This is a genomic window from Pseudofrankia saprophytica, assembly GCF_000235425.2.
In the GTDB taxonomy this organism is placed as follows: Bacteria; Actinomycetota; Actinomycetes; order Frankiales; family Frankiaceae; genus Pseudofrankia; species Pseudofrankia saprophytica.
This window is the reverse complement of record NZ_KI912266.1, coordinates 7,055,879-7,076,017: the sequence shown is the minus strand read 5'-3', so window position 1 is coordinate 7,076,017 and position 20,139 is coordinate 7,055,879. Positions and strand designations below refer to the sequence as shown.

Here is a 20,139-nt window from a genome sequence, read left to right as displayed (position 1 = left end):
TCGTTCCCCGCCCGGGAAGCAGCGCGCGGACGTCAGAGGCGTCACACCAGGGACCCGAACGGTTGCTCCAGCCGGCCGCCTGGCGGGAGCGTGTCCCAGGGCTATCGACCGGGCCGGCCGGCACACCTCACCCTGGGCGCGACGCGCCCGGGCGAGAGGCCGGCCCGGAGCGCCAGCCCCTGTAGTCAGCTCAGTAGCCCCAGCGCGGTGGCGCGGCCACGCGGCCAGCGGAGGAGACCGGATGAAGATCGACGCGAGCCTGTCCGACGACATCGGGGCGACGCAGGCGGAGGCCGCGAAGATCGAGGGTGCCGGCTACGCGGGAGCGTGGGCCTCCGAGACGAAGCACGACCCGTTCCTGCAGTGCCTGCAGGCCGCGATGGCGACCGAGACCGTCACCATCGGTACGGCGATCGCGATCGGCTTCGCCCGGACCCCGATGACGCTCGCGAACATCGGCTACGACCTGGCCGGTTACTCCCGCGGCCGCTTCGTCCTCGGCCTCGGTTCGCAGATCAAGCCGCACATCGAGCGCCGGTTCTCGATGCCCTGGTCCCGGCCCGCGGCGCGGATGCGCGAGCTGATCCTGGCCACCCGGGCGATCTGGGCGACCTGGCAGGACGGCGTGAAGCTGGACTTCCGCGGCGACTTCTACACCCACACGCTGATGACTCCGTTCTTCACCCCGGAGCCGCACGAGTACGGGCCGCCGCCGATCTTCCTGGCGGCCGTCGGGGAGCTGATGACCGAGGTCGCGGGCGAGGCCGCGGACGGGTTCTTCGTGCACCCGTTCACGACCAACCGCTATCTCGAGCAGGTCACCATCCCGGCGCTGCTGCGCGGGCGGGCCAAGGTGGGCAAGGGGGACCTCGACGGCTTCGTCGTCAACGGGCCGTCGTTCGTCACCGTCGGGCGCACGCAGGAGGAGATGGCCGCGGCCGTCTTCGGGACGAAGAAGCGCATCGCGTTCTACGGTTCCACGCCCTCCTACCGGGCGGTGCTGGAGGCGCACGGCTGGGGCGACGCGCAGGGCGAGCTCAACACCCTGTCCAAGCAGGGCCGCTGGGACGAGATGGCCGACGTGATCACCGACGAGATGCTGCACGAGTTCTCCGTCGTCGGAACGCCCGCCGAGGTCGGGCCGAAGCTCGTCGAGAAGGTCGGCAAGATCTATCAGCGCACGACGCTGTACAGCGCCTATGACGCGGACCCGTCCCTGTGGACGGAGCTGCTCGCGGCCGCCAAGTAGTCCCGGCGACCGCGCGCGGATCACGTTCGGGAACGCGGATCACACTGGGGAAGGGAAATCCGCATGGACGGTGGGCGTCGGCCGGTGCGCGAGGACGACCGGCGTGACCTGGCGCGGTACCCGTGGGTGCACGAGATCCGGGCCCGCTTCGCCGACGTCGACAACCTCGGCCACATCAACAACGTCGCTGTCGTCGCCTACTACGAGGACGCGCGGGCGGCGTTCAACAACCAGCTGCTCGGCCTGTTCGGCACGCCTGGCTCGGCGAGGTCGGGGCCGTTCCACTTCGTCGTCGCCCAGTCCCGGGTCGACTACCTCGCCGAGGCCCACTACCCGGCGAACTATGAGGTGGGCGTCGCGATCGGCTGGATCGGCCGGTCATCGGTGGTCTACTTCTCGGGGCTGTTTCACGAGGGGACCTGCCTCGGGTTGTGCGACACGGTGCTGGTGCACCGGGTCGACGGCTCGACGACGCCGGTGCCGCCCGACCGCCGCGCGCTGCTCGAGAAGATGGCCTTCCGCGCCGGATGACCTGGTCGCCCGCCCGTGGTCACCTGTCCTTGTCCACTTCTTTGACGACGGACCAGGGACCGGCCAGTAGCGTCAGCTATGTCAGCCTTCGGACGATTTATCAGGAGAGTTGGACCGATCATGGGTGTGTACGACTTCAGTGTCGCGACCGCAGACGGCGGTTCGCGGTCACTCGGTGACTACGCCGGCCAGGCGCTGCTGATCGTCAACGTCGCCAGCAAGTGTGGCCTGACGCCGCAGTACGAGGGCCTGGAGGCGCTCTACCGCGAGCTGCACGGCCGCGGCCTGGAGATCCTCGGCTTTCCCTGCAACCAGTTCATGGAGCAGGAGCCGGGTACGGACGCCGAGATCCAGGACTTCTGCAAGGCGTCGTACGACGTTACATTCCCGATATTCAGCAAGATCGACGTCAACGGATCGAACACCGCCCCGCTATACGGTTACCTGCGTACCGAGGCGCCGGGTGACTTCGGGCCGCAGTCCGGATTCCTGTACGACTTCGTCGCGAAGACCTTCCCGGACCGGGTCGGCACCGACGAGATCAAGTGGAACTTCACGAAGTTCCTCGTCGGCCGCGACGGCGAGGTGATCCGCCGCTACGAGCCGCCGGTGACCCCGGAGGAGATCCGCCCCGATCTCGACGCCCTCCTCGGCTAGCGCCCACGGCGCCAGCTGGCTGCCCGCCCGCCGCCGCGGCCTCCCCGCGCTCCCCGCTCTCGCGGCCGGCCGCGGCGGCGGGGGTGACGGGGGACGGTGACGGCGGTTGGTGAAGACGGTTGGTGAGGGCCGGCCGCGGCGGCGGCTGGTGATGGCGGGCCTTCAGCGCGGGCCCTAGAACAGGGTCTGGGGCTCCGCTGGCAGGAGCTCCCGCGGCAGCGGGTCGAGATCGGGCACGCGGGCCCGGACGTCCTCATGAAAACGGCGGGCGAGCAGCGGCGCCTCGGCGTTGTCCGGGGTGTGGATGAAGACGGTGGGCGAGCGGCCCTCGCGCAGCCACCCGGCGACGATGTCGACCCACCGTTGCCAGCCCTCGACCGTCCGCGCGGAATCGTCGCGGCCAAGGTAGCGGACTACCGGACGGTCGGTCAGCGCGGCCGACCGGAACGGCACGCGGGGTTTCTTGGCCCAGGCGTCCCGCTCGGCGTCAGTGGCGGGAGGGTTCGCGAAGAACGTGGTCGTGTCGAAGGGAACCCATTCGGCGTCCACGGCCGCGAGCGCTCCCTCGAGAAGCCGTGCCGCGCGCGGGTCGTCGAAGAAGGCCGGGTGGCGGACCTCGACGGCATACCGGTGGGACGTGGTGAGCTGGCCGAGGAAGCGGGCGAGCAGGGAGACGTCGGCTGGTCCGAACGCCCCCGGCAGCTGGATCCAGAGCGTGCGCGCGCGGGGGCCGAGCGGCTCGACGGCGTCCAGGAAAGCGCGCAACGGCTCGTCGACGTCGGCGAGGCAGCGTTCGTGGGTGATCAGCTTGGGCAGCTTGGGCAGGAAACAGAAGTCAGGGTCGGTCTGGCGCGCCCAGGACTCGGCGGTCTCCCTGCTCGGCGTCGCGTAGAACGTCGTGTTCCCCTCGACGGCGTTGCACCAGCTGGCATAGTGCCGCAGCCGCTCGTGCGCCGGCAGCGGATGGGCAAGGAAGCGCCCCTGCCACGACTTGTGGGCCCACATCGCGCACCCCACGTGTAGCCGCATGCCCTCAGTCCTCCACCCTGGTCGGGCCCGGCCGGCCGACGCCTGTCACTCGGGGCGGGACGGGACGACGGCGTAACCCAGTACGCGGACGTCCCAGTGCGCGAGGTCGGCGTCGGCGAGGCCGCCGAGCTGGCCGGCGGCCCGAACAAAGGGCAGGACCTTGGCCGCCTCCACGAGCATGGCGTAGACGCGAGTCGTGATTCCCTCGTATCCGCCGTAGCCCAGGTTGTACGGCTGGACCGTGAAGCAGTTCTGGTCGCTCGTCACCAGCTCGTCGCCGGGGTAGAACCGGCCGTCGCCGGGATTGTGGGCGACGGTCGAGTCGGCCGTCGCGGGGTCGGCCCAGGCGGCCGCGACCAGCCGCCAACCGTGCGGAACCGGCCCGCTGAGCCGGCCACCGACAGCCAACGCCGGATGCCAGGACGGATAGTAGGTGTAGCGCATCTCGGCGAACCGGATGCCGGCCGACTCGGCGCCAGGCTCCGTCACGACGTCTGCCGGGGTCTGCAACGGCAGGGAGTAGCAACCCCCGGGCGCGGGCGTCGCCCCATCGGGTGGCGGACTCATGTCGGCGCGCGGCGGGCCCGGCCCGCCGACCGGGCCGGCCGCACCGTGACTGCCCCCGAGGGGTGGAGGCCCGCCCCCCAGCGGTCTCCCGCCGCCGGGCAGGCCCGGCGCGGTGGCGGCCGGCGTCAGCCCCCCAGCCGGACCCGTCGCCGCGGTCGCTGGCTCGTCGCCGCGCACCGCGAAGAAGGTGATCAGAATCGCGATGGTGCTCGCCACCAGCGCCGCGCCGACCGTCAGAGAGGCCATCCGCCAGGAAACGGACCACGGCCGTTCCGGCCGCGCTGGCCGTCCCGCCGCCGGTGCCGCCAGTGGCGTTGGTCGCGCCGCCTCCCGACCGGTCGCGGTGTCGGTCGGCCGGCCGCCTGGCGCGGAGACTCCGTCGGAGTCTCCGCCCGTGCCCGTTCCGGCGCCCGCCCCCGCGGTCGCGGTCGCGGGCCGTGCGTTGACCCGCCGCCAGGCCAGGAGCCAGGCCTCCCGCCGGTTTGGGTCGTAGGCCTCCACGATCAGGGTCAGGGTCTTCGAGGTCAGCCGTCTGCGCCCGTTGCGCAGGTCGTTGACCGTCGTCTTGGACAGCCCGGTCCGTCGCTCCACGGCACGGTCGTAGGAGTCGCCCAGCAGGCCAAGCATGGCGATACGCAGCTCGTCCTCGGTCGAGACCGACGCGGGGTCGGGTACCGGCTCCATCCCCGGCTCCGTCATCAGGTCGCGCTCCTTCGCGTCATGGCCGACAGGCGTGCCCGGGCGGTCGTCTCGCGCTCACCGGCCGGTGGCCGGCGGGTGTCGAACCGACACGGGGAGTACCTGTCCGGGTGATTCTTCCAGCCCGGCCCGCGAAACAGGACGGGACGGGACAGCCAGGACGCTGTGTCGCCGCGACGGGCGTCGGCACGGCGCGCCAGGCCGATAACCTCGGCTCGCGGCACGGGGGGCCGGCGTTGGTCGGTCACCGCCTCCGGAACCTGTTGGGGCGGTGACCGACCATGCCAGACCACTCTCCGCCCTGCGCCTGTCCACTCCGCGCCTCACTGCTCCGCGGCTCTCCGCTCGGCGACGCGCCCAAGGGCTCCGCCAGGTAGCCGGGTTGGGGTGATCGCCATTGCGCCGCGCTGACGGAGAAGCCGGACCATCATGTCCTCTGCCGGGCGTCGTACCCTCGCGTGGGCCCGGTGGGAGGCTTCGTGAACCAGAGCACTGACGTCGATCGCCAGAGCACCGACGTCGACGACAGCTTCGTCCGCACTCGCGCCGCACTGCACGCCGTCGCCGAACACGTGCTGGCCGCCGCGCGCCACCGCGCCACCGGCCGGATCGGCCTGGTTGTCACTCCGGGCGGGTTCGGCACGCCGCCGTTCGGCGACGAGCGCAGGACCATCGCCGTCGACGGCACAGACCTGGTCGTCAGCGTGGCCCCGAGCGACGGGGCGTCCGGCGCGGAGGTGTCGCGGGCCCCGCTGAGCACGTTGGCGGCCGCCGCGACGCTCACCGGGCTGCCCGCGCCCGGAGGCCCCGCCGAGGTCTACCACCTGAGCACGCCCTGCGACCCGGACGCGCCGCTGGCCGTCGACGCGGCCGCGGCCAGCCGGATCGCCTACTGGTACGCCCTCGGTGACGCGGCGCTGCGCCGGTGGCGGGCCGAGATCCCCGGCGACGAGCCGACCGGCATCACGCTGTGGCCCGAGCACGCCGACGTCGCCATCCGCGCCGCGGACATCAACTACGGCGCCTCGCCAGGCGACGAGTACATCGAGCGGCCCTACCTGTACGTCGGCCCACCGGAGCCGCCGCCGCCCTCTCCGGACGGGTACTGGAACGTGTCCTTCGGGGCCTACATCACCTGGGACAAGATTCACTCGGTCGCCGACGCCGTCGACTTCTTCCGCGAGGGCCGCCGGCTCTCCCGCGGCTGACGGCGGCCGAGCCGGTCGGCGGGTCCCTGGCTACGGACGGGCGTGCAACCTGGTGAGGGTCGCGAATCCCGCGTTGAACTCCGCCACCTCGTCGCGTGGGCGGCTTCGTGACGGCACGGGCATCCGGCCGTGACGGCACGGTGCGGTGCGGTGCGGCCTTCCGGCGATATGCAGGACCGGAAGGCGGTCCGGTCCGCTGTGCGGGCCCCAGGTCTGCGCGATCTTGCTGGCGCGCCCGGCAGGGATCGAACCTGCGACCCAGTGCTTAGAAGGCACTCGCTCTATCCGCTGAGCTACGGGCGCTCATGTTCCATTGTGCGGCCTGGTGTTGGCCGCACGGTGGGACGAGGCGGCCCGCGTCGTCGACAGCGCTGCCCGCTCAGCCGCTGAGGCGCGGCCGCTGACGGCTGTCGAGACGGACGAAGGCTGTCAGAGTGGGAACTCCGATCTCCCTCGTGTGGGCCACGCCGATGATGCCCGTGCTGGGAGTCTTTCGCCACAGGCTAAAGGTCCCGACGCGCCGCTGACGGGCGATCTCGGTCACCGTGCCTTGTATCACCGTGTCCGGGCGCTGACGCGAGCGGCTCTTCGGTGTTGTCGGAGCGCCCCGGTCGGTCCTCGGCGGCAGCTCCGGCCCGACTCGCCAGGCCCGTCGCTCGTCGGCCCGCCGTGCGGCTGAGGAAGCGCCAGCTGACTCGGTGGGATCCTCCGGTCCGAGGCACGCGGGATCCCACCGAGACAGCGTCCGCTCCAGCGGCTCCGGTCAGCGACCGGCGGCCTCCAGCGCCTGGAACTCGTCGTCGGTCAGGGTGAAACTGGCCGCGGCGATGTTCTCCGCGAGGTGATCGACGGACTTGGTGCCGGGGATCGGGAGCATCACCGGCGAGCGGCGCAGCAGCCAGGCGAGGGCGAGCTGGGCGGGCGTCGCGTCGTGGGCCGCCGCCGCGGCGTCCAGCGGGCCACCCGGCCGGGCGAGCTTGCCGGTGCCGACCGGGAACCACGGAATGAAGCCGAGATCTTCCCGCTCCGCGTAGTCGAGGACGTCCTCGGAGGCGCGGTCGGCCAGGTTGTACCGGTTCTGCACACTCACGATGTCGACGATCGTGCGGGCGTGCGCGAGCTCGTCGACGCTCACCTCGGACAGGCCGATGTGACGGATCTTCCCCTCCTGCTGCAGCGCCTTCAGCTCGCCGAGAGACTCCTCCACTGGGGTCTTCGGGTCGATGCGGTGCAGCTGGAGCAGGTCGATGCGCTCCAGCTTCAGCCGGCGCAGCGACATCTCCACCTCCTGGCGGAGGTACGCCGGGTGGCCGACCGGGACCCACACGGACGGCCCCGTCCTGACGAAGCCGGCCTTGGTGGCGATCACCAGGTCGTCCGGGTACGGGTGGAGGGCCTCGGCGATCAGCTCCTCGCTGACATAGGGCCCGTACGAGTCCGCGGTGTCGATGAAGTTCACACCCAGCTCGACGGCGCGTCGCAGCACCCGGACGGCGCCCTCCGGGTCAGCCGGCGGACCCCATACCCCGGGTCCGGTGATCTGCATGGCGCCGTAGCCGAGCCGGCGCACCGGCAGGTCACCGCCGATCGTGAAGGTCCCGCTGGCGCTGGCCGTCGGCTGTGACGTGTCCGTCGCACTCGGCATGTTCGTCTCCTCGTCGTTCCTGTAGGTCCGTGCGTCACGGCCCGCGCCCCGCTCGCCCTGTGGGCCCGGCCAGCCATCGGGTCGGCGACCCTGGGAAATCGCGGGGCCCGGCGCCGGCGCTGGCGGCGCGGGACAGGAGCACGCGGGACAGTCGCTGACTGCCCCGCCGTCCGCCGGTCAGCGCCGCCGGGCTCGTCGGCGTCCGCCGGTCAGCGCGTGCCACCCGTCACCTCGGGTCGACTCGCCCCCGGCCTGTGCCCGTGGCCTTCCTGGTCCTTGTTCCCGACCGTCCGTCGCTGGCAACCGCGTCCCAGGGGCCAGTGTTCCCAGGTCCACGAGATCGTTCGCGAGCGGTGGCCCGCCTGTGGACAAGTGCGCCCTCGTCCACAGACAGCGCCTGCTCGCTTCCCGCCTCGGCTGTCGTCGGTGATCCTGATCGCGCCGCCGGCGACCCGCCGGCCCGCCCCCCGATTTCCGCCAGCGCGCCTCAGCCACCTCGCGTCAGCCCAGCGGACCCGTGCCCCGGAAGGCCACAACATGCTCGACGCCACCATCAGCCTCGTCGGCAACGTCATCGAGAACCCCAACCTGAAGGTGACCCCCAACGGCACCTATCTCTGCTCCTTCCGCATCGTCTCGACGGCGCGCCGCTACGACCGCAAGGAGAACCGCTGGGTCGACGGGCCGCCGCTGTTCATCGAGGTCACCTGCTGGCGCAGGCTGGCCGAGAACGTCGCCGCCACGCTGAACAAGGGCGACCGCGCGCTGCTCATCGGGCGGCTCCGGCTTCGCGAGTTCGACAACGCGCAGGGCGAGCGACGCCGGCGCTACGAGATCGAGGCGGACGCCGTGGGCCCCGAGCTGGCCTGGCGTCCCGCCCGCGTCATGCGCACGGCCCGCGGCGGTGCCGGCGAGCGCCCCGCCGGCCTGTCCGACGCGCCGCCCGACACCGCCGCCGACACCGGCCCGGTAGCCGGCGGCGGGTACGACGGCGACGCACAGGCCGGGCCGGGCCCGGCGCTCGACGAGACCGTGCCCTGGGCAGACAGCGACCTGGGCGGCGATTCCTTCACCTACACCGGCGCGGCGCAGCCTGACGAACTCTCCGGTGAGGTACCTGACGAAGTCCGGCCCGACTGGCCTGACGCCGCCGACACGCGCTGAGACTGGAGGTGACCAATCGTGCCGTACCTCGATCCGGAGCGTTCCCGCTCGACGGATACGCTCACCCCGGTGACCAGCGTGCGCGACGACCGGGAATGGCCAGGCGCCGCGGCCGCCGTTCCCGGCCAGACCGCGGCACCTCGAACGACCACCTCTCCGCCCGGGCCTGGCGACGGTGGTCACGGCGGCCCTCGCCCCGCGTCCGGTGGTCTCTCGCCAGAGCCCGAGGACAGGCCGCCGGCATCGGAGGGCCGCGAGCGGGCACCCGAGGGCCGGGAGTCGGCGCCACCCAACCCGGCGAGGACCGCGGCCAGCCCTGATCGGCGCGCGTTGGCCGCTGTCGCCGGGCGCCTCGCGGCCGTCAGCCCGGCGGGGCGCTACGTGGCGGTGCTCGCGCTCGTCGCGGCCGTGCTCGCGCTGCTGGTGAAGTACCTGTTGTTCCCCTACCTCTCCATCAACAACGACGAGGCGCTGTACCGGCTGCAGGCACAGACCCTGGCCGCCGGCCGGCTGTTCCCGGTCGCCGGCGACCCGGCCGCCTCGTACGCGCCCTGGCTCGCGGTGCCCAGCCACGGGCACTACGTGCTGAAGTACACGCCGTTCGTGCCGGCGCTGTTCGCGTTGAGTCTGCTCGTCACCGGCGGCTTCGGCGCCGGGCTCGCGGCCATCGCCGCCGCGGCCGTCGTCGTCACCTATCGCCTCGGGCTGGCGCTGTTCGGTGACCGGCGGGTCGCCGCGGTGGCGGCGACGCTGTTCACCGCGTCCCCGCTGGTGGTGCTGCTCGACGGCATGCTGCTGGCCTATCTGCCGGTGCTGGTGATGATGGAGCTGGCGGTGCTCGGGCTGTTGCGAGGCCTGCGCGCGGTCAGGGCGACACCCAGCACCGACGGCGGGCCGCGCGACTCGACCGGCCCGCCCGCTCCGCCTGCCCCGGCCGGTCGGGGCGGCTGGCGGGATCGGAGTCGGTGGGCGTTGGCCGGTGCCGGCCTGGCGGCCGGTACAGCGGTGGCAGTACGGCCGTTCGACGCGCTGACCCTGCTGGCGCCGGTCGCCGTCTGGGCGGTGGTGACGGCGCGTGGCCGGCGTGCCTTGCTGGTCGGCTGGGTCTGCGCGGGCCTCGCGGTGCCGGCCGCGTTGCTGCTCGCGTTCAACGCGGCCGCGACCGGCTCGGCGCTGCGGCTGCCGTTCAGCTACCTGGAGTCCGAGGACAAGATGGGCTTCGGGGTCCGCCGGCTCTACCCGACGGACCGGGCCCACCACTTCGGCTTCCTCGACGGGCTCGCCTCGGTCGGCGACCACCTGTTCCTGCTGGGTGGGTGGGCGTGCGGCGGGGTCGTCCTGCTCGCCTGCGCGATCGGCGCGGTCGCGCGCCGCCGGGTCGGTGGCGCCGGGCTCGCGCTCGGCGCCGGTGCGCTGGTGTTCCTCGCCGGCTACGTCGCCTTCTGGGGCGGGTGGAACGCGGCTTTCCTGTGGGGCGGTATCCGCTACATCGGGCCGTTCTACATGCTTCCGGTGCTGGCCGTCCTCGTCCAGCTGGGGGCCCGTGGGCTGGTGGACCTGGCCGCCTGGCGGCCCCGGCTCGCCCAGGCCGCGGCGGCCGTCGCCGCCGGGCTCACCTGCCTCGTGCTGGCGACGGCGATCCCGGCAAACCTGACGCTCACCCGCCACGACCGGGACCTCGACGCGGCGATCGACGGGCTGCCCGGAGACCCGCTGGTGTTCCTCTCGGTCGACCCGCTGTACCTGATGCACCCGACATCGCTCGCCGCGAACCCGCCCGAGCTCGACGGCCGGGTGCTGTGGGCGGTCACCCGCGGCGGTGCGGCCGACCTCGCGGTCCTCGCCCGCGACCCCGACCGGCCCGCCTACCTGCTGCGGATCCCGCCCGCCTACAACCGGACACCCGGCTCGCCGTCCGGGACCCGCCTGGAGAGCCTGGCCACCCGCACCGGCGACACCGTCACGCTGGACGTGACCGTCGACCCGGCGTACGAAACGGCCAAGGCGGCCCGTCTCGTTCTCACCACCAATGCCGGCGACGTCTCCTACCCGATCGACCCCTCCCGGCCGGTCACCGCGAGGCTGGTCGTGGACGCCGACGGCGCGACGCTGCGCGGCCTGACCCCGGAGACCGGCCTCGTCGGCGACCCGAAGGTCACCCGCCGGGCCCCGTCGCGGCAGCTCAAACCAGGCAACAGGACGGTGGCGCTCGCGCTTTACCTGACCCCGGCGGACACCGGCAAGGAGCAGTTCGTCGACCGTGAGCTGGCCCCGACCGTCGCCGCGGCCGACGGCGCGGTCACCGTCGTCACCTCCACCGGCCAGGTCGCCACCACCCCGGGCCGCGAACCCCCGCAGCTCCACATCACCGCGTCCCGCTGACGAGACCGCCGGCCCGGCCCAGACCGCCGGCCCGGCCCAGACCGCCGGCCCGGTCCCGACCGTCAGCACGGCAGAGATCCGGAGGTTGGCCGCCGGAGCGGCTCCACCGGCCGGCAACAGGGTAGGCAACAGCGTCAACAGGGGTAGGCAACAGCGTGTAGTCGACCGACGCCGCGGTACGAGGTCGGAGTACCAGCGGGCGGGGCGGGACCTGGGGGTGGTCTCATGGCGGTGGCGGTGTCCCGGCGGACATTCTGGTCCGAGGGCGGCACGCTGCGCACGACGGCCCGCGGGGCCGAGGTGCTCGACGCGCCGCTGCTGAACAAGGGGACGGCCTTCACCCGACAGGAACGCGCCGCGCTCGGGCTGGAGGGCCTGCTGCCGCCGGCCGTGCAGACGCTGGACGAACAGGTCGCCCGCGTCTACGGACAGTACCGGGAACAGCCGACGGACCTGCTCAAGAACATCTTCCTGACGGCGCTGCGGGACAACAACGAGGTGCTTTACTACCGGCTGCTCGGCGACCACCTCGCCGAACTGCTGCCGATCGTCTACGACCCGACGATCGGAGAGGCGATCCGGCGGTACAGCCACGAGTACCGGCGTCCGCGCGGGATCTACCTGTCGGTCAACGAGCCCTGGCGGGTCCGGGCGGCGCTGGCCGATCTCGGTCTGGGGCCCGACGACGTCGACCTGCTCGTCGCCTCCGACGCCGAGGAGATCCTCGGGATCGGCGACTGGGGCGTCGGCGGGATCGACATCGCGGCGGGCAAGCTCGCCGTCTACACGGCGGCCGCCGGCATCGACCCGGCACGGGTCGTCCCGGTCGGACTCGACGTTGGCACCGACAACTCCGCCCTGCGCGGCGACCCGGCCTACGTCGGCAACCGGCACCCACGTGTCCGCGGGCCCGGCTACGACGAGCTCATCGACGCCTACGTCGCCGCGGCCACCGAGCTGTTCCCGAACGCGCTGCTGCACTGGGAGGACTTCGGCCCGGGCAACGGCAGGCGGATCCTGCGGAGATACCAGGACCGGGTGTGCACCTTCAACGACGACATGCAGGGCACCGGCGCCATCACGCTCGCCGCCCTCCGCGGCGCCCTGCGCGTCGCCGGCACCCGGCCGCGCGACCAGCGGATCGTCATCTTCGGCGCGGGCACCGCCGGGGTGGGGATCGCGGACCAGCTACGCGACGCGATGGTCCGCGACGGACTGGACGAGGACGCGGCCACCCGGCGGATCTGGTGCGTCGACAAGGCCGGGCTCCTCACCGCCGACCTGCCCGACCTGCGCGACTACCAGAGGCCCTACGCCCGCCCGACCGCCGAGATCGACGGCTGGTGGGACGAGGGCGGCGTCCGCGGGCTGCGGGAGACGGTCGCCAGCGTGCGGCCCACGGTTCTCATCGGCACCTCGACCGCGCGCGCCGCCTTCACCGAGGAGATCGTCCGGGCGATGGCCCGCCACGTCGACCGCCCGATCATCTTCCCGCTGTCGAACCCGACCGAGCGCATCGAGGCCATGCCACACCAGCTGCTGTCGTGGACAGCGGGCCGGGCGCTGGTGTGCACCGGAATCCCGGTCGCACCGGTGGTTCTCGACGGCGTGACCCACCACATCGGCCAGGCCAACAACGCCCTCCTCTACCCCGGCCTCGGCCTCGGCGCGATCGTGGCCCGCGCGGCCCGGATCAGCGACCGGATGCTCGCCGCCGCGGCCGACGCCGTCGCTGGCCTGGTCGACACCCGCACCCCCGGAGCGTCGTTGCTGCCCCCGGTCGAGAACCTGCGGGCGGTGTCGGCCACCGTGGCGGCCGCGGTCGCCGAGTGCGCCGTCGCGGAGGGCCTGGCCCGCGCCACCCTGACCGACCCGCGACGCGAGGTCGAGGCTCGAATGTGGCGCCCCGAGTACCGCCCCGTCGCCGCCGCCTGATAAGGGCGATGCCCTCGTGCCACGGCGCCGCCCGCCAGCGGGCGGCCTGCTACCGGGGCGGCCTGCTGCCGGCTCCGGCCCCCGCCGCCCACCGCCCGCTGGTCGCCCGCAACCCGGCCCCGTCGCGTCCCCGATGCGTGTCCGGCCTTGCCCGCGGGTGACAAAATGGTCTCCGCGGAGCTTTCGACGCCTAGCATGGGCACGCACGGTGCATCGATGGCTTGCCCGCGTCACTGCATGGCCGCCTCACCGCTCGTTCGTGGCACTGCTCGTTCGTGTCGTTGCGTTCCCGCCGCCGCGTCGCGTGGCTGTAGCGTCGCGGCGGCCGCCGCATCGTCGTCGCTCCTCGTCCTCGCCCCCTCACCGTCACGGAGTGTGGATGGCCCTCTCCCAGTCCGAGATCGGCGCTCGGCTGCTCGTCCTGTACGAGAACCGGGTCCTGCTGGCCAGTCACCGCGGGCAGACCTGGTACTTCCTGCCCGGTGGGCGGGTACGGCCCGGCGAGACCGTCGAGGACGCGCTGCGCCGCGAGACCGACGGCCTGACCGGCCTGGAGGTCGGCGCACTCGACTTCGTCGGCTGCACCGAGCAGACCCACACCGAGGACGGCGCCGTCCTCCAGGAGCTGATCGTCGTGTTCGCGGCCCCGCTGCCGTGGGCCGCCCAGATCATCAGCAACGACCCGGGCGTGCACCTGGCCTCCATCGCGGTCGAGGACCTGGCTGGCCTGGAGCTACGGCCGGCCGTGCTCAAGGAGCTGATCGAGCGCTGGGTCGCGGGGCGCCGGCCGCTGTGGCGGTCGACCCTGCCCACCGCCTGACCCGCGCCCGCCTGACCCACGCCCGCCACGACCGGCGTTCGTCGGGACGGGCGCATCACGACCGAAGGGACCTGGAATGGCCGTGGCTCCCGCCATCCGGCTCGACGCGCGGATGGTCGCGCGGACAGCCGGCCGAGTGCTGCTGACCCGGGAACCGGGGCAGGTCTGGCACGCGCTGCCCGGCGGCCCGGTGGACCCCACCGAGGGCGCCCAGCGCTCGCTCGCGCGTCACCTCGGCGAGCTCGCCGGCCCCTCGACGCAGGGCTGGCGGTTCGTCGGCGCCGTCGAGCACACCGGCGACGCGGGCGACGCCAGCGACGCGGACCCGGCCGACGAGTCCTGGGCACACGGAACCCCCGGAGCCGAGCATGTCCTGACCCTGCTCTTCGCGGCCGACTGGCCGGGCGGCGTGGCGGTGCCCACGGCGTGGCGGGGGCGCGAGGTCAGCGCCGTGCGGACCGACGACCTCGTGGTGACCCGGCTCGCTCCGCTGCCGGTGGCCCTGGCCGCGCGGCGCTGGCTCACCGACGGCCACCCGGTGTGGCGGCCGCTCGCCCCGGGCGCGGCGCGCGCCGTCTGGTACGGCACCCAGCCGCCGGTGGCCACGCTGCGCGGTCAGCTCGCCGCTCGCCGCGACCAGCTGCGGGGCCGGCGGTTCCGGGACGCCGCGGTGGCGATGTGCGCGCTGGTCGCGGCGGCCGACGGCCGGATCGACCCGGCCGAGCGCGACGGCCTGCGCGCCTTCCTCGCGACCGACCCGGTGATGGCGAACTTTCCGGCCGGCGAGCTGGAGCAGGCCTTCGACGCGCACGTGGCGGCGCTGACGGCCGACGCCGACGCCGGCAGGCGGGCGATCCTCGCCGACGTCGCCAGGGTCCGCGGACGTCTCGCCGAGGCCACGGCGGTGCTGCGGCTCGGCGAGGTGATCGGCCGCATCGACGGCGCCTTCCCCCCGGTCGAGCAGGCCGTGCTCGCCGAGGCCGCCCGCGCCCTCGGCCTCGAGCCGCCACCGGCCGACTGATCGCCCGCCCGGGCCCGGCGGCGGCCGGTCAGGGCACCCGGGCGGCCTCCGCCGCGAGAGCGGACGGGTCGGCCTCGGCCACGGCGAGAACCCCGGGCAGGGCCTGGACGGCGGCGATGGTCTCCCGGGTCTGCTCCGGGGCGAAGGAAGCCGGCGGGTTGAGGGTGATCCGGGTGGCGAGGCCGCCGAACCGTTCGGCGATCCGCCCGGGCAGCTCGGCGGGCGCGGCGACGATGCCGAACGTCTCGACCATGTCGTCGTCGATGAGGGCGGCCATCTCGGCCCAGCGGTTCTGCTTCGACAGCGCCGTCAGCTCGACGCCGAGGTCGCCCCAGCCGTGCAGCTCGAGCACGCCGCGGTACGCCGGGGTCGAGCCGTAGAACGCTATCTGCGAGCGCATCCGGGCGACGCCGGCGGCGATCTCCGCGTCGGTGCCGGTCGCGACGAAGCCGCCGACCACGATGTCGAAGCCGGCAAGGGTGGCGCCGGCGCGGCGGCGGCCCTCGGTGAGCGCGGGGATCGTGCGCTCCCGGATCCAGCGCGGGGTCGTGAACCAGTGGCAGAAGAAGCCGTCGGCGACCTCGCCGGCCACCCGGGTCATCACGTCGCCGACGCCGGCGAGCAGGACGCGGGGCGGCCCGAACGGGTGCGGCGCGGGCACGAACGCCGGCGGCATCAGCGTGTGCGCGTAGTACTCACCCTCGAACGCGAGCGGCGTGCCGTCCGCCCAGCTCGACCAGGCCGCCCGCATGGCCAGCACGAACTCCCGCATCTGGGCGGCGGGGCGGCCCCACGGCATCGAGAACCGGCGGGTGATGTGCGCCTTGACCTGCGAGCCGAGACCGAGCGAGAACCGGCCGCCGGAGAACCGCTGCAGGTCGTTCGCCGTGTAGGCGAGTGACATGGGGGAGCGGGACAGCGCGACGGCGATCGACGTGCCCACCGTGACGCGGCTGGTCGCCTGGGCCGCGAGCGCGAGCGGCAGGAACGGGTCCTGGCTGACCTCTCCCGTCCAGACACCGTCGTAGCCGGCCGCCTCGGCGTCGCGTGCCTGGCCGGCCGCCGCCTCCAACGCCCCGAGCGTGCCGTCGACCTTCACCCGTCACCTCCGGCCCCAGTTCCCCCACCGCCCCAAGAGTGCCGTTCCGGCGGGGTAGGGACACGATTCCACGGCCCGCGGACGTGGCGCCACCAGCGTGCCGACGGCGCGAACGGCCGCCGGCGGAATGTGGGTCGCCGCCGCCGAACTCACCCGGCGGAGGGGGATTGGCGAGGCGTTTGCCGCCTGGCGGTCACTCTCCGTGTTCAGGCTCGGGGTCGTGCGGGCAGAACCCTGGCGCAGGCGGATTCGGTCTACGAAGCCATGTGACTGGACGTGAACTCCGGGTCGCCGCGCCTGCGGGCGTCGCGGCCGCCGCGAAGGGGGATCGCCATGCGAAGGATCAGTCGGGCCGTTGTTGCCGCGGCCGTCTCGGCCAGCGTCGTCTGTGCGACGGCGGTGGGCGCGTCGGCGGATGGGGCGACCGGCCAGCAGCCGGGGCCCCAGCAGCCGGGGCCCCAGCAGCCCGGGCCCCAGCAGTCCGGACCGCCGGCGCAGAAAATGGTGGCGTCCTGCTGGTCGTACCAGCTGCGCCCGGCCATCGTCGGGGGCGAGGGCGCCGCGGGCAGCACCTATCTGACGATCTCCTACACGAACGTCGGACGGCACAGCTGCGTGGTGAAGGGCTATCCGTACGTGGCGTTCGTCAACGCGCACGGACGGCAGCTCGGCGCCCCGGCAGCGCGGACGGCGGGCACGGCTGGCAGGGCCAAGGCGGTGACGCTCGCCCCTGGCGGCAAGGCGACATTCGTCGTTCGCGAGGTCCACGCCGGAATTCCGGCTGGCTGTGACACGGCGAAGACCTACACGCCCGCTGCGGGCCTGAGGATCTTCCCGCCCACCGGCGGCCCGGCCCGGTTCCTGAAGCTGACCGACAACGCCTGCCTCAACCCGTCGGTGCAGCAGCTCTACGTCGGGCCGGTCACGAGGTGACGGCGTGACCTGACGGCATGATCTGACGGCCGCGCATCGGGCCTGGGCGACACCGCGTAGGCGACCGCCCAGGCCCGGTGCGAGCCGGTGGATCCGCCCGCACTGTCCCTCAGCCGACCATCACGCGGCGGCCGATCTGCTAAATAAGTCGGCGTAGCCTCGAAGAGGCTGGGTACCCCCGATCTCGGCCTACGCTGGGTGAGCGGGTTTGCGGTGCGGAGAGGACCGACATGTCGGATTCGCTGAACCTGGGCGCGCCCCTGGCGCCGCCCACCGTCGCGACCACGAAGCCCACCGAGGCTGGCGCCCTCGTGCTCTCGCCCCCGGCGGCCGTCCCGATCGTCCCGGACGACCAGGTCGACAGCATGGTGCCGATCGACGAGGCGACCAGGGCCCAGCTGCGCCAGCGGGCCGCCGACTTCGCCGAGGACCTCGCCGCGCAGGACCCGCGCAGCCCCGCCTTCCAGGAGAAGATCAACGACATCACCCGCATGGGGGAGCGGGAGATCGTCGCGAGTGCCCGGGTGTCCAACCGGATGCTGGACCGCCCGGCGGCGGCGATGCGTTCGAGCCGCGGCCGGGGTGGCCCGGTCGCCGACGCCCAGACGAGGGTGGCCGGCACGCTGGTCGAGCTGCGCCGCACCGTGACCGAGCTGGACCCGGGCCGGGCCGACCTGAAGGGCGCCCGCAAGATCCTCGGCGTCGTGCCGTTCGGCAACAAGATCGCCAGCTACTTCCAGCGGTACCAGTCGGCGCAGAAGCAGCTCGACGCCATCATCACCTCCCTGGGCTCCGGCCAGGACGAGCTGCGCAAGGACAACGCCGCGATCGAGCAGGAGAAGGCCAACCTGTGGGTGGCCATGGGCAAGCTCACCGAGTACGCCACCCTGGCGAAGGCGCTGGACGGAGCGGTCTCGGCCAAGGTCGAGCAGCTGCGGTACACCGACCCCGCCGCCGCCGACGCGTTCACCTCGGACGCGCTGTTCCCCATCCGCCAGCGCCAGCAGGACCTGCTCACCCAGCTCGCCGTCAGCGTCCAGGGCTACCTGGCGCTCGACCTGGTCCGCAAGAACAACATCGAGCTCATCAAGGGCGTCGACCGGGCACAGACGACCACGGTGGCCGCGCTGCGCACCGCGGTGGTCGTGGCGCAGGCGCTGGCGAACCAGAAGCTGGTGCTCGACCAGATCAACGCGCTGAACGCGACGACGAACAACATGATCGTGCAGACCAGCGAGCTCCTGCGCCAGCAGTCGGGACAGATCCAGGCGCAGGCGTCGTCGTCGACGGTCAGCGTCGAGGCACTGCAGACAGCGTTCGACAACATCTTCGCGACGATGGACGAGATCGACTCCTACCGTTCGAAGGCGGTCGAGAGCATGGCGACGACGGTCGCGGCGCTGGAGACCCAGGTGGGACGATCGAAGACGTACCTGGAGCGGGCCCGCGCGAACGAGCGCTGATCAGGTCCTGGCCGGGCGGCGCCACGAGGTGCGGGCCGAGGGCCGCGAGGTGCGCACCGGGGACACCTGCCAGCGGCGGCACCCGGTCCGCGCGGGCCGTCCGTCGCCCGCGGTCGCGGTCGCGGGTGGTTCCGCTACCGCGAATGGTCCCGCGGTAGCGAGAGTGCGGTAGTGGGTGGTGGTCGCGTGGTAGCGAATGGCAGGGACGGGAGGGGCGTTGTTCCGCCGACGGCGTGCTGACGGTGCCGCTGGCGCGGACGGTCCGCGGCCGGACGAGGACGAGGCAGACGGCCAGGTGCGACAGCTCTCGCGGGAGCTCGCCGCGGTCGTCGGGCGGGCGGACGCGGAGGGCGGACGGCTGCCACCGGGAGCGGTACCGATCGTGCGCGACCTCGATGACGTCCTCCGGCCGTTGCTGGAGTACCTGCGGGTCCGGCCGCCGGACGGCGAGGAACGGCGGAGCCTCAGGGCGATCATCTCCGAGTACCTGCCGCAGGCGCTCGAGGACTACCTGGCGCTGCCGCCGCGGTACGCCGAACGCCCCGGCGTCACCGGTACGTCGCCGGCCGACGACCTGATCCGCCAGCTGGTCCTGCTCGACGAGGGTGTGAGCGAGCTGCAGGATCTCGTCTACAGCGGCGACGCCGCGAAGCTCGCGATCCAGGCCCGCTTCCTGGACACCAAGTTCCGCCGATCCGACCTCGACCTGGCATGAGCGTCACCCTGCCCAAGGGCGGCAACGTGCTGCTGTCCGCCGTGGCACCTGGCATCGACCGGCTCCGGGTCGCGCTCGGTTGGGAAGTCCCGTCGGCTGGTGCTGCCGGTCCCGCCGCCGGTGCCGCTGGCTCCAGGGCCACGCCTGGCTCCAGGGCCACGCCCGAGCTGGACGGCGTCGTGAGCATCGTGAGTGTTGGTCATGGCGGGTCTGGCGAGCCCGCGACGTCCACCGAGGTGCTTCTCGCTCACCAGGTGCCGAACCCGGCCGAGGGGCCAGCCACCCCGCAGCCCGCGCCGCGTGGCGGCACCGCCGACGTCGAGACGCTCATCGTCACCCTGGCCGCCGTTCCGGCGGAGGTCGGCCGGCTGCAGATCGGCGCGGCGATCGTCGACGCGGCCAGCCGGGCGCAGGCCTTCGGGTCGGTCCACGGCGCGTACATCCGCGTGCTCAACGACGCGGACGGCGTCGAGCTCGCCCGCTACGACGCCAGGGCCGAAACCGGGCAGGAGACCGCCCTCGTCTTCGGCGAGCTCTACCGCCACCAGGGGGGCTGGAAGTTCCGAGCCGTCGGCCAGGGCTACGCCCAGGGCCTCGCCGGGTTCACCGACGGGAACGGCCACGACCCGGTGCCCGCCCGCCCGGCCGACGTCGTCGGCTTCCTCACCCGCACGTCACCCACTCGGTCGCGCCGCAAGGTCGCCGACCACCTGCACCCGCCACGCGCCGTCGCGGGGGCGGTCCGCTCGGCGGCGTCACCGCCGCCCGCGGGTGGCCAGCCCGCGGCGTCCTCCCGACCGGCGCAGCGAGGCCCGGCACCGTCCCGACCGCCGGTCACGCCACGATCGCCCGCGGCTCCGACCCGCCCGGCTCCCCCGAGCTCGACCGGGCCGCCAAGACCACCCGCTACGCCGCCAGGGCCACCCGCCCCGCCCCGGGCGGCGCCGCCCGCGCCCGCACCGGCGCCCACGCCGCCACCCGGGCCGGCCAGGCCCCCGGCGCGTTCACCACTCGACCTGAGC

At 73.4% G+C, this 20,139-nt stretch carries 18 protein-coding genes and 1 tRNA gene; 14 read left to right on the top strand and 5 right to left on the bottom strand.

The genetic code is table 11. The annotated features are described in order from the left end of the window. The first annotated feature begins 241 nt into the window (after positions 1–241). The 3 genes from FRCN3DRAFT_RS0229785 (at position 242) to FRCN3DRAFT_RS0229775 (ending at position 2,437) form a co-directional block, all read left to right on the top strand. On the top strand, positions 242–1,249 hold the full coding sequence (locus tag FRCN3DRAFT_RS0229785) for an LLM class F420-dependent oxidoreductase (protein WP_007515881.1): 1,008 nt from the start codon (positions 242–244) through the stop codon (positions 1,247–1,249). A gap of 63 nt (positions 1,250–1,312) precedes the next feature. Continuing rightward, complete coding sequence (locus FRCN3DRAFT_RS0229780; RefSeq protein ID WP_007515880.1) at positions 1,313–1,780, top strand: acyl-CoA thioesterase; 468 nt, start codon at positions 1,313–1,315, stop codon at positions 1,778–1,780. A 120-nt stretch (positions 1,781–1,900) separates the two neighbouring features. Further along, a complete protein-coding gene (locus FRCN3DRAFT_RS0229775; protein ID WP_007515879.1) occupies positions 1,901–2,437 on the top strand; it encodes a glutathione peroxidase in 537 nt (178 codons plus the stop codon). 174 nt (positions 2,438–2,611) lie between these two features. Here FRCN3DRAFT_RS0229775 and FRCN3DRAFT_RS0229770 read toward each other — a convergent pair whose 3' ends face one another. Beyond that, positions 2,612–3,466, bottom strand: a complete 855-nt coding sequence (locus FRCN3DRAFT_RS0229770) for a DUF72 domain-containing protein (RefSeq protein ID WP_007515878.1) — start codon at positions 3,464–3,466, stop codon at positions 2,612–2,614. Positions 3,467–3,511: 45 nt separating this feature from the next. After that, positions 3,512–4,732: a helix-turn-helix domain-containing protein gene (locus FRCN3DRAFT_RS0229765; RefSeq protein WP_007515877.1), complete on the bottom strand. Its 1,221-nt coding sequence runs from the start codon at positions 4,730–4,732 to the stop codon at positions 3,512–3,514. Between the two features lie 479 nt (positions 4,733–5,211). On the opposite strand from FRCN3DRAFT_RS0229765, the gene FRCN3DRAFT_RS0229760 reads away from it, so the two are divergent. After that, on the top strand, positions 5,212–5,940 hold the full coding sequence (locus FRCN3DRAFT_RS0229760; RefSeq protein WP_007515876.1) for a hypothetical protein: 729 nt from the start codon (positions 5,212–5,214) through the stop codon (positions 5,938–5,940). Between the two features lie 227 nt (positions 5,941–6,167). Here the strand turns inward: FRCN3DRAFT_RS0229760 and FRCN3DRAFT_RS0229755 are convergent. Together FRCN3DRAFT_RS0229755 and FRCN3DRAFT_RS0229745 are read right to left on the bottom strand one after the other, a co-directional pair. Continuing rightward, positions 6,168–6,243 (bottom strand) — tRNA-Arg (locus FRCN3DRAFT_RS0229755). A gap of 460 nt (positions 6,244–6,703) precedes the next feature. Continuing rightward, on the bottom strand, positions 6,704–7,585 hold the full coding sequence (locus FRCN3DRAFT_RS0229745; protein WP_007515875.1) for an aldo/keto reductase: 882 nt from the start codon (positions 7,583–7,585) through the stop codon (positions 6,704–6,706). 537 nt (positions 7,586–8,122) lie between these two features. Here FRCN3DRAFT_RS0229745 and ssb point away from each other — a divergent pair. The 6 genes from ssb (at position 8,123) to FRCN3DRAFT_RS0229720 (ending at position 14,907) form a co-directional block, all read left to right on the top strand. After that, a complete protein-coding gene (gene ssb / locus FRCN3DRAFT_RS49975) occupies positions 8,123–8,749 on the top strand; it encodes a single-stranded DNA-binding protein (RefSeq protein WP_007515874.1) in 627 nt (208 codons plus the stop codon). An 18-nt stretch (positions 8,750–8,767) separates the two neighbouring features. Further along, complete coding sequence (locus FRCN3DRAFT_RS0229735; protein WP_007515873.1) at positions 8,768–11,131, top strand: DUF7846 domain-containing protein; 2,364 nt, start codon at positions 8,768–8,770, stop codon at positions 11,129–11,131. A gap of 225 nt (positions 11,132–11,356) precedes the next feature. Then, entirely contained in the window at positions 11,357–13,066 is a 1,710-nt protein-coding gene (locus tag FRCN3DRAFT_RS0229730; RefSeq protein ID WP_007515872.1) for an NAD-dependent malic enzyme, read from the top strand. A gap of 8 nt (positions 13,067–13,074) precedes the next feature. After that, complete coding sequence (locus tag FRCN3DRAFT_RS54410) at positions 13,075–13,227, top strand: hypothetical protein (protein ID WP_157845275.1); 153 nt, start codon at positions 13,075–13,077, stop codon at positions 13,225–13,227. A 218-nt stretch (positions 13,228–13,445) separates the two neighbouring features. After that, positions 13,446–13,886, top strand: a complete 441-nt coding sequence (locus FRCN3DRAFT_RS0229725) for an NUDIX domain-containing protein (RefSeq protein ID WP_007515870.1) — start codon at positions 13,446–13,448, stop codon at positions 13,884–13,886. Positions 13,887–13,962: 76 nt separating this feature from the next. Beyond that, the gene (locus tag FRCN3DRAFT_RS0229720; RefSeq protein WP_007515869.1) at positions 13,963–14,907 is read left to right on the top strand and encodes a TerB family tellurite resistance protein; all 945 of its coding nucleotides are present in this window, start codon (positions 13,963–13,965) and stop codon (positions 14,905–14,907) included. Positions 14,908–14,935: 28 nt separating this feature from the next. Here FRCN3DRAFT_RS0229720 and FRCN3DRAFT_RS0229715 read toward each other — a convergent pair whose 3' ends face one another. Continuing rightward, positions 14,936–16,006, bottom strand: coding sequence for a TIGR03617 family F420-dependent LLM class oxidoreductase (locus FRCN3DRAFT_RS0229715; protein WP_007515868.1), 1,071 nt, complete (start codon positions 16,004–16,006; stop codon positions 14,936–14,938). 333 nt (positions 16,007–16,339) lie between these two features. Here FRCN3DRAFT_RS0229715 and FRCN3DRAFT_RS0229710 point away from each other — a divergent pair, with 333 nt between their 5' ends. The 4 genes from FRCN3DRAFT_RS0229710 to FRCN3DRAFT_RS55480 form a co-directional block, all read left to right on the top strand. After that, on the top strand, positions 16,340–16,939 hold the full coding sequence (locus FRCN3DRAFT_RS0229710) for a DUF4232 domain-containing protein (RefSeq protein WP_007515867.1): 600 nt from the start codon (positions 16,340–16,342) through the stop codon (positions 16,937–16,939). A 230-nt stretch (positions 16,940–17,169) separates the two neighbouring features. Continuing rightward, positions 17,170–18,402 (top strand): toxic anion resistance protein, encoded by a 1,233-nt coding sequence (locus tag FRCN3DRAFT_RS0229705; protein ID WP_007515866.1) that lies wholly within the window; start codon positions 17,170–17,172, stop codon positions 18,400–18,402. A 295-nt stretch (positions 18,403–18,697) separates the two neighbouring features. Then, the gene (locus tag FRCN3DRAFT_RS0229700) at positions 18,698–19,117 is read left to right on the top strand and encodes a hypothetical protein (protein WP_232794194.1); all 420 of its coding nucleotides are present in this window, start codon (positions 18,698–18,700) and stop codon (positions 19,115–19,117) included. Further along, the coding region (locus FRCN3DRAFT_RS55480; protein ID WP_007515864.1) for a TerD family protein at positions 19,114–20,139 on the top strand (1,026 nt) is incomplete at its 3' end. The genes FRCN3DRAFT_RS0229700 and FRCN3DRAFT_RS55480, both read left to right, overlap by 4 nt.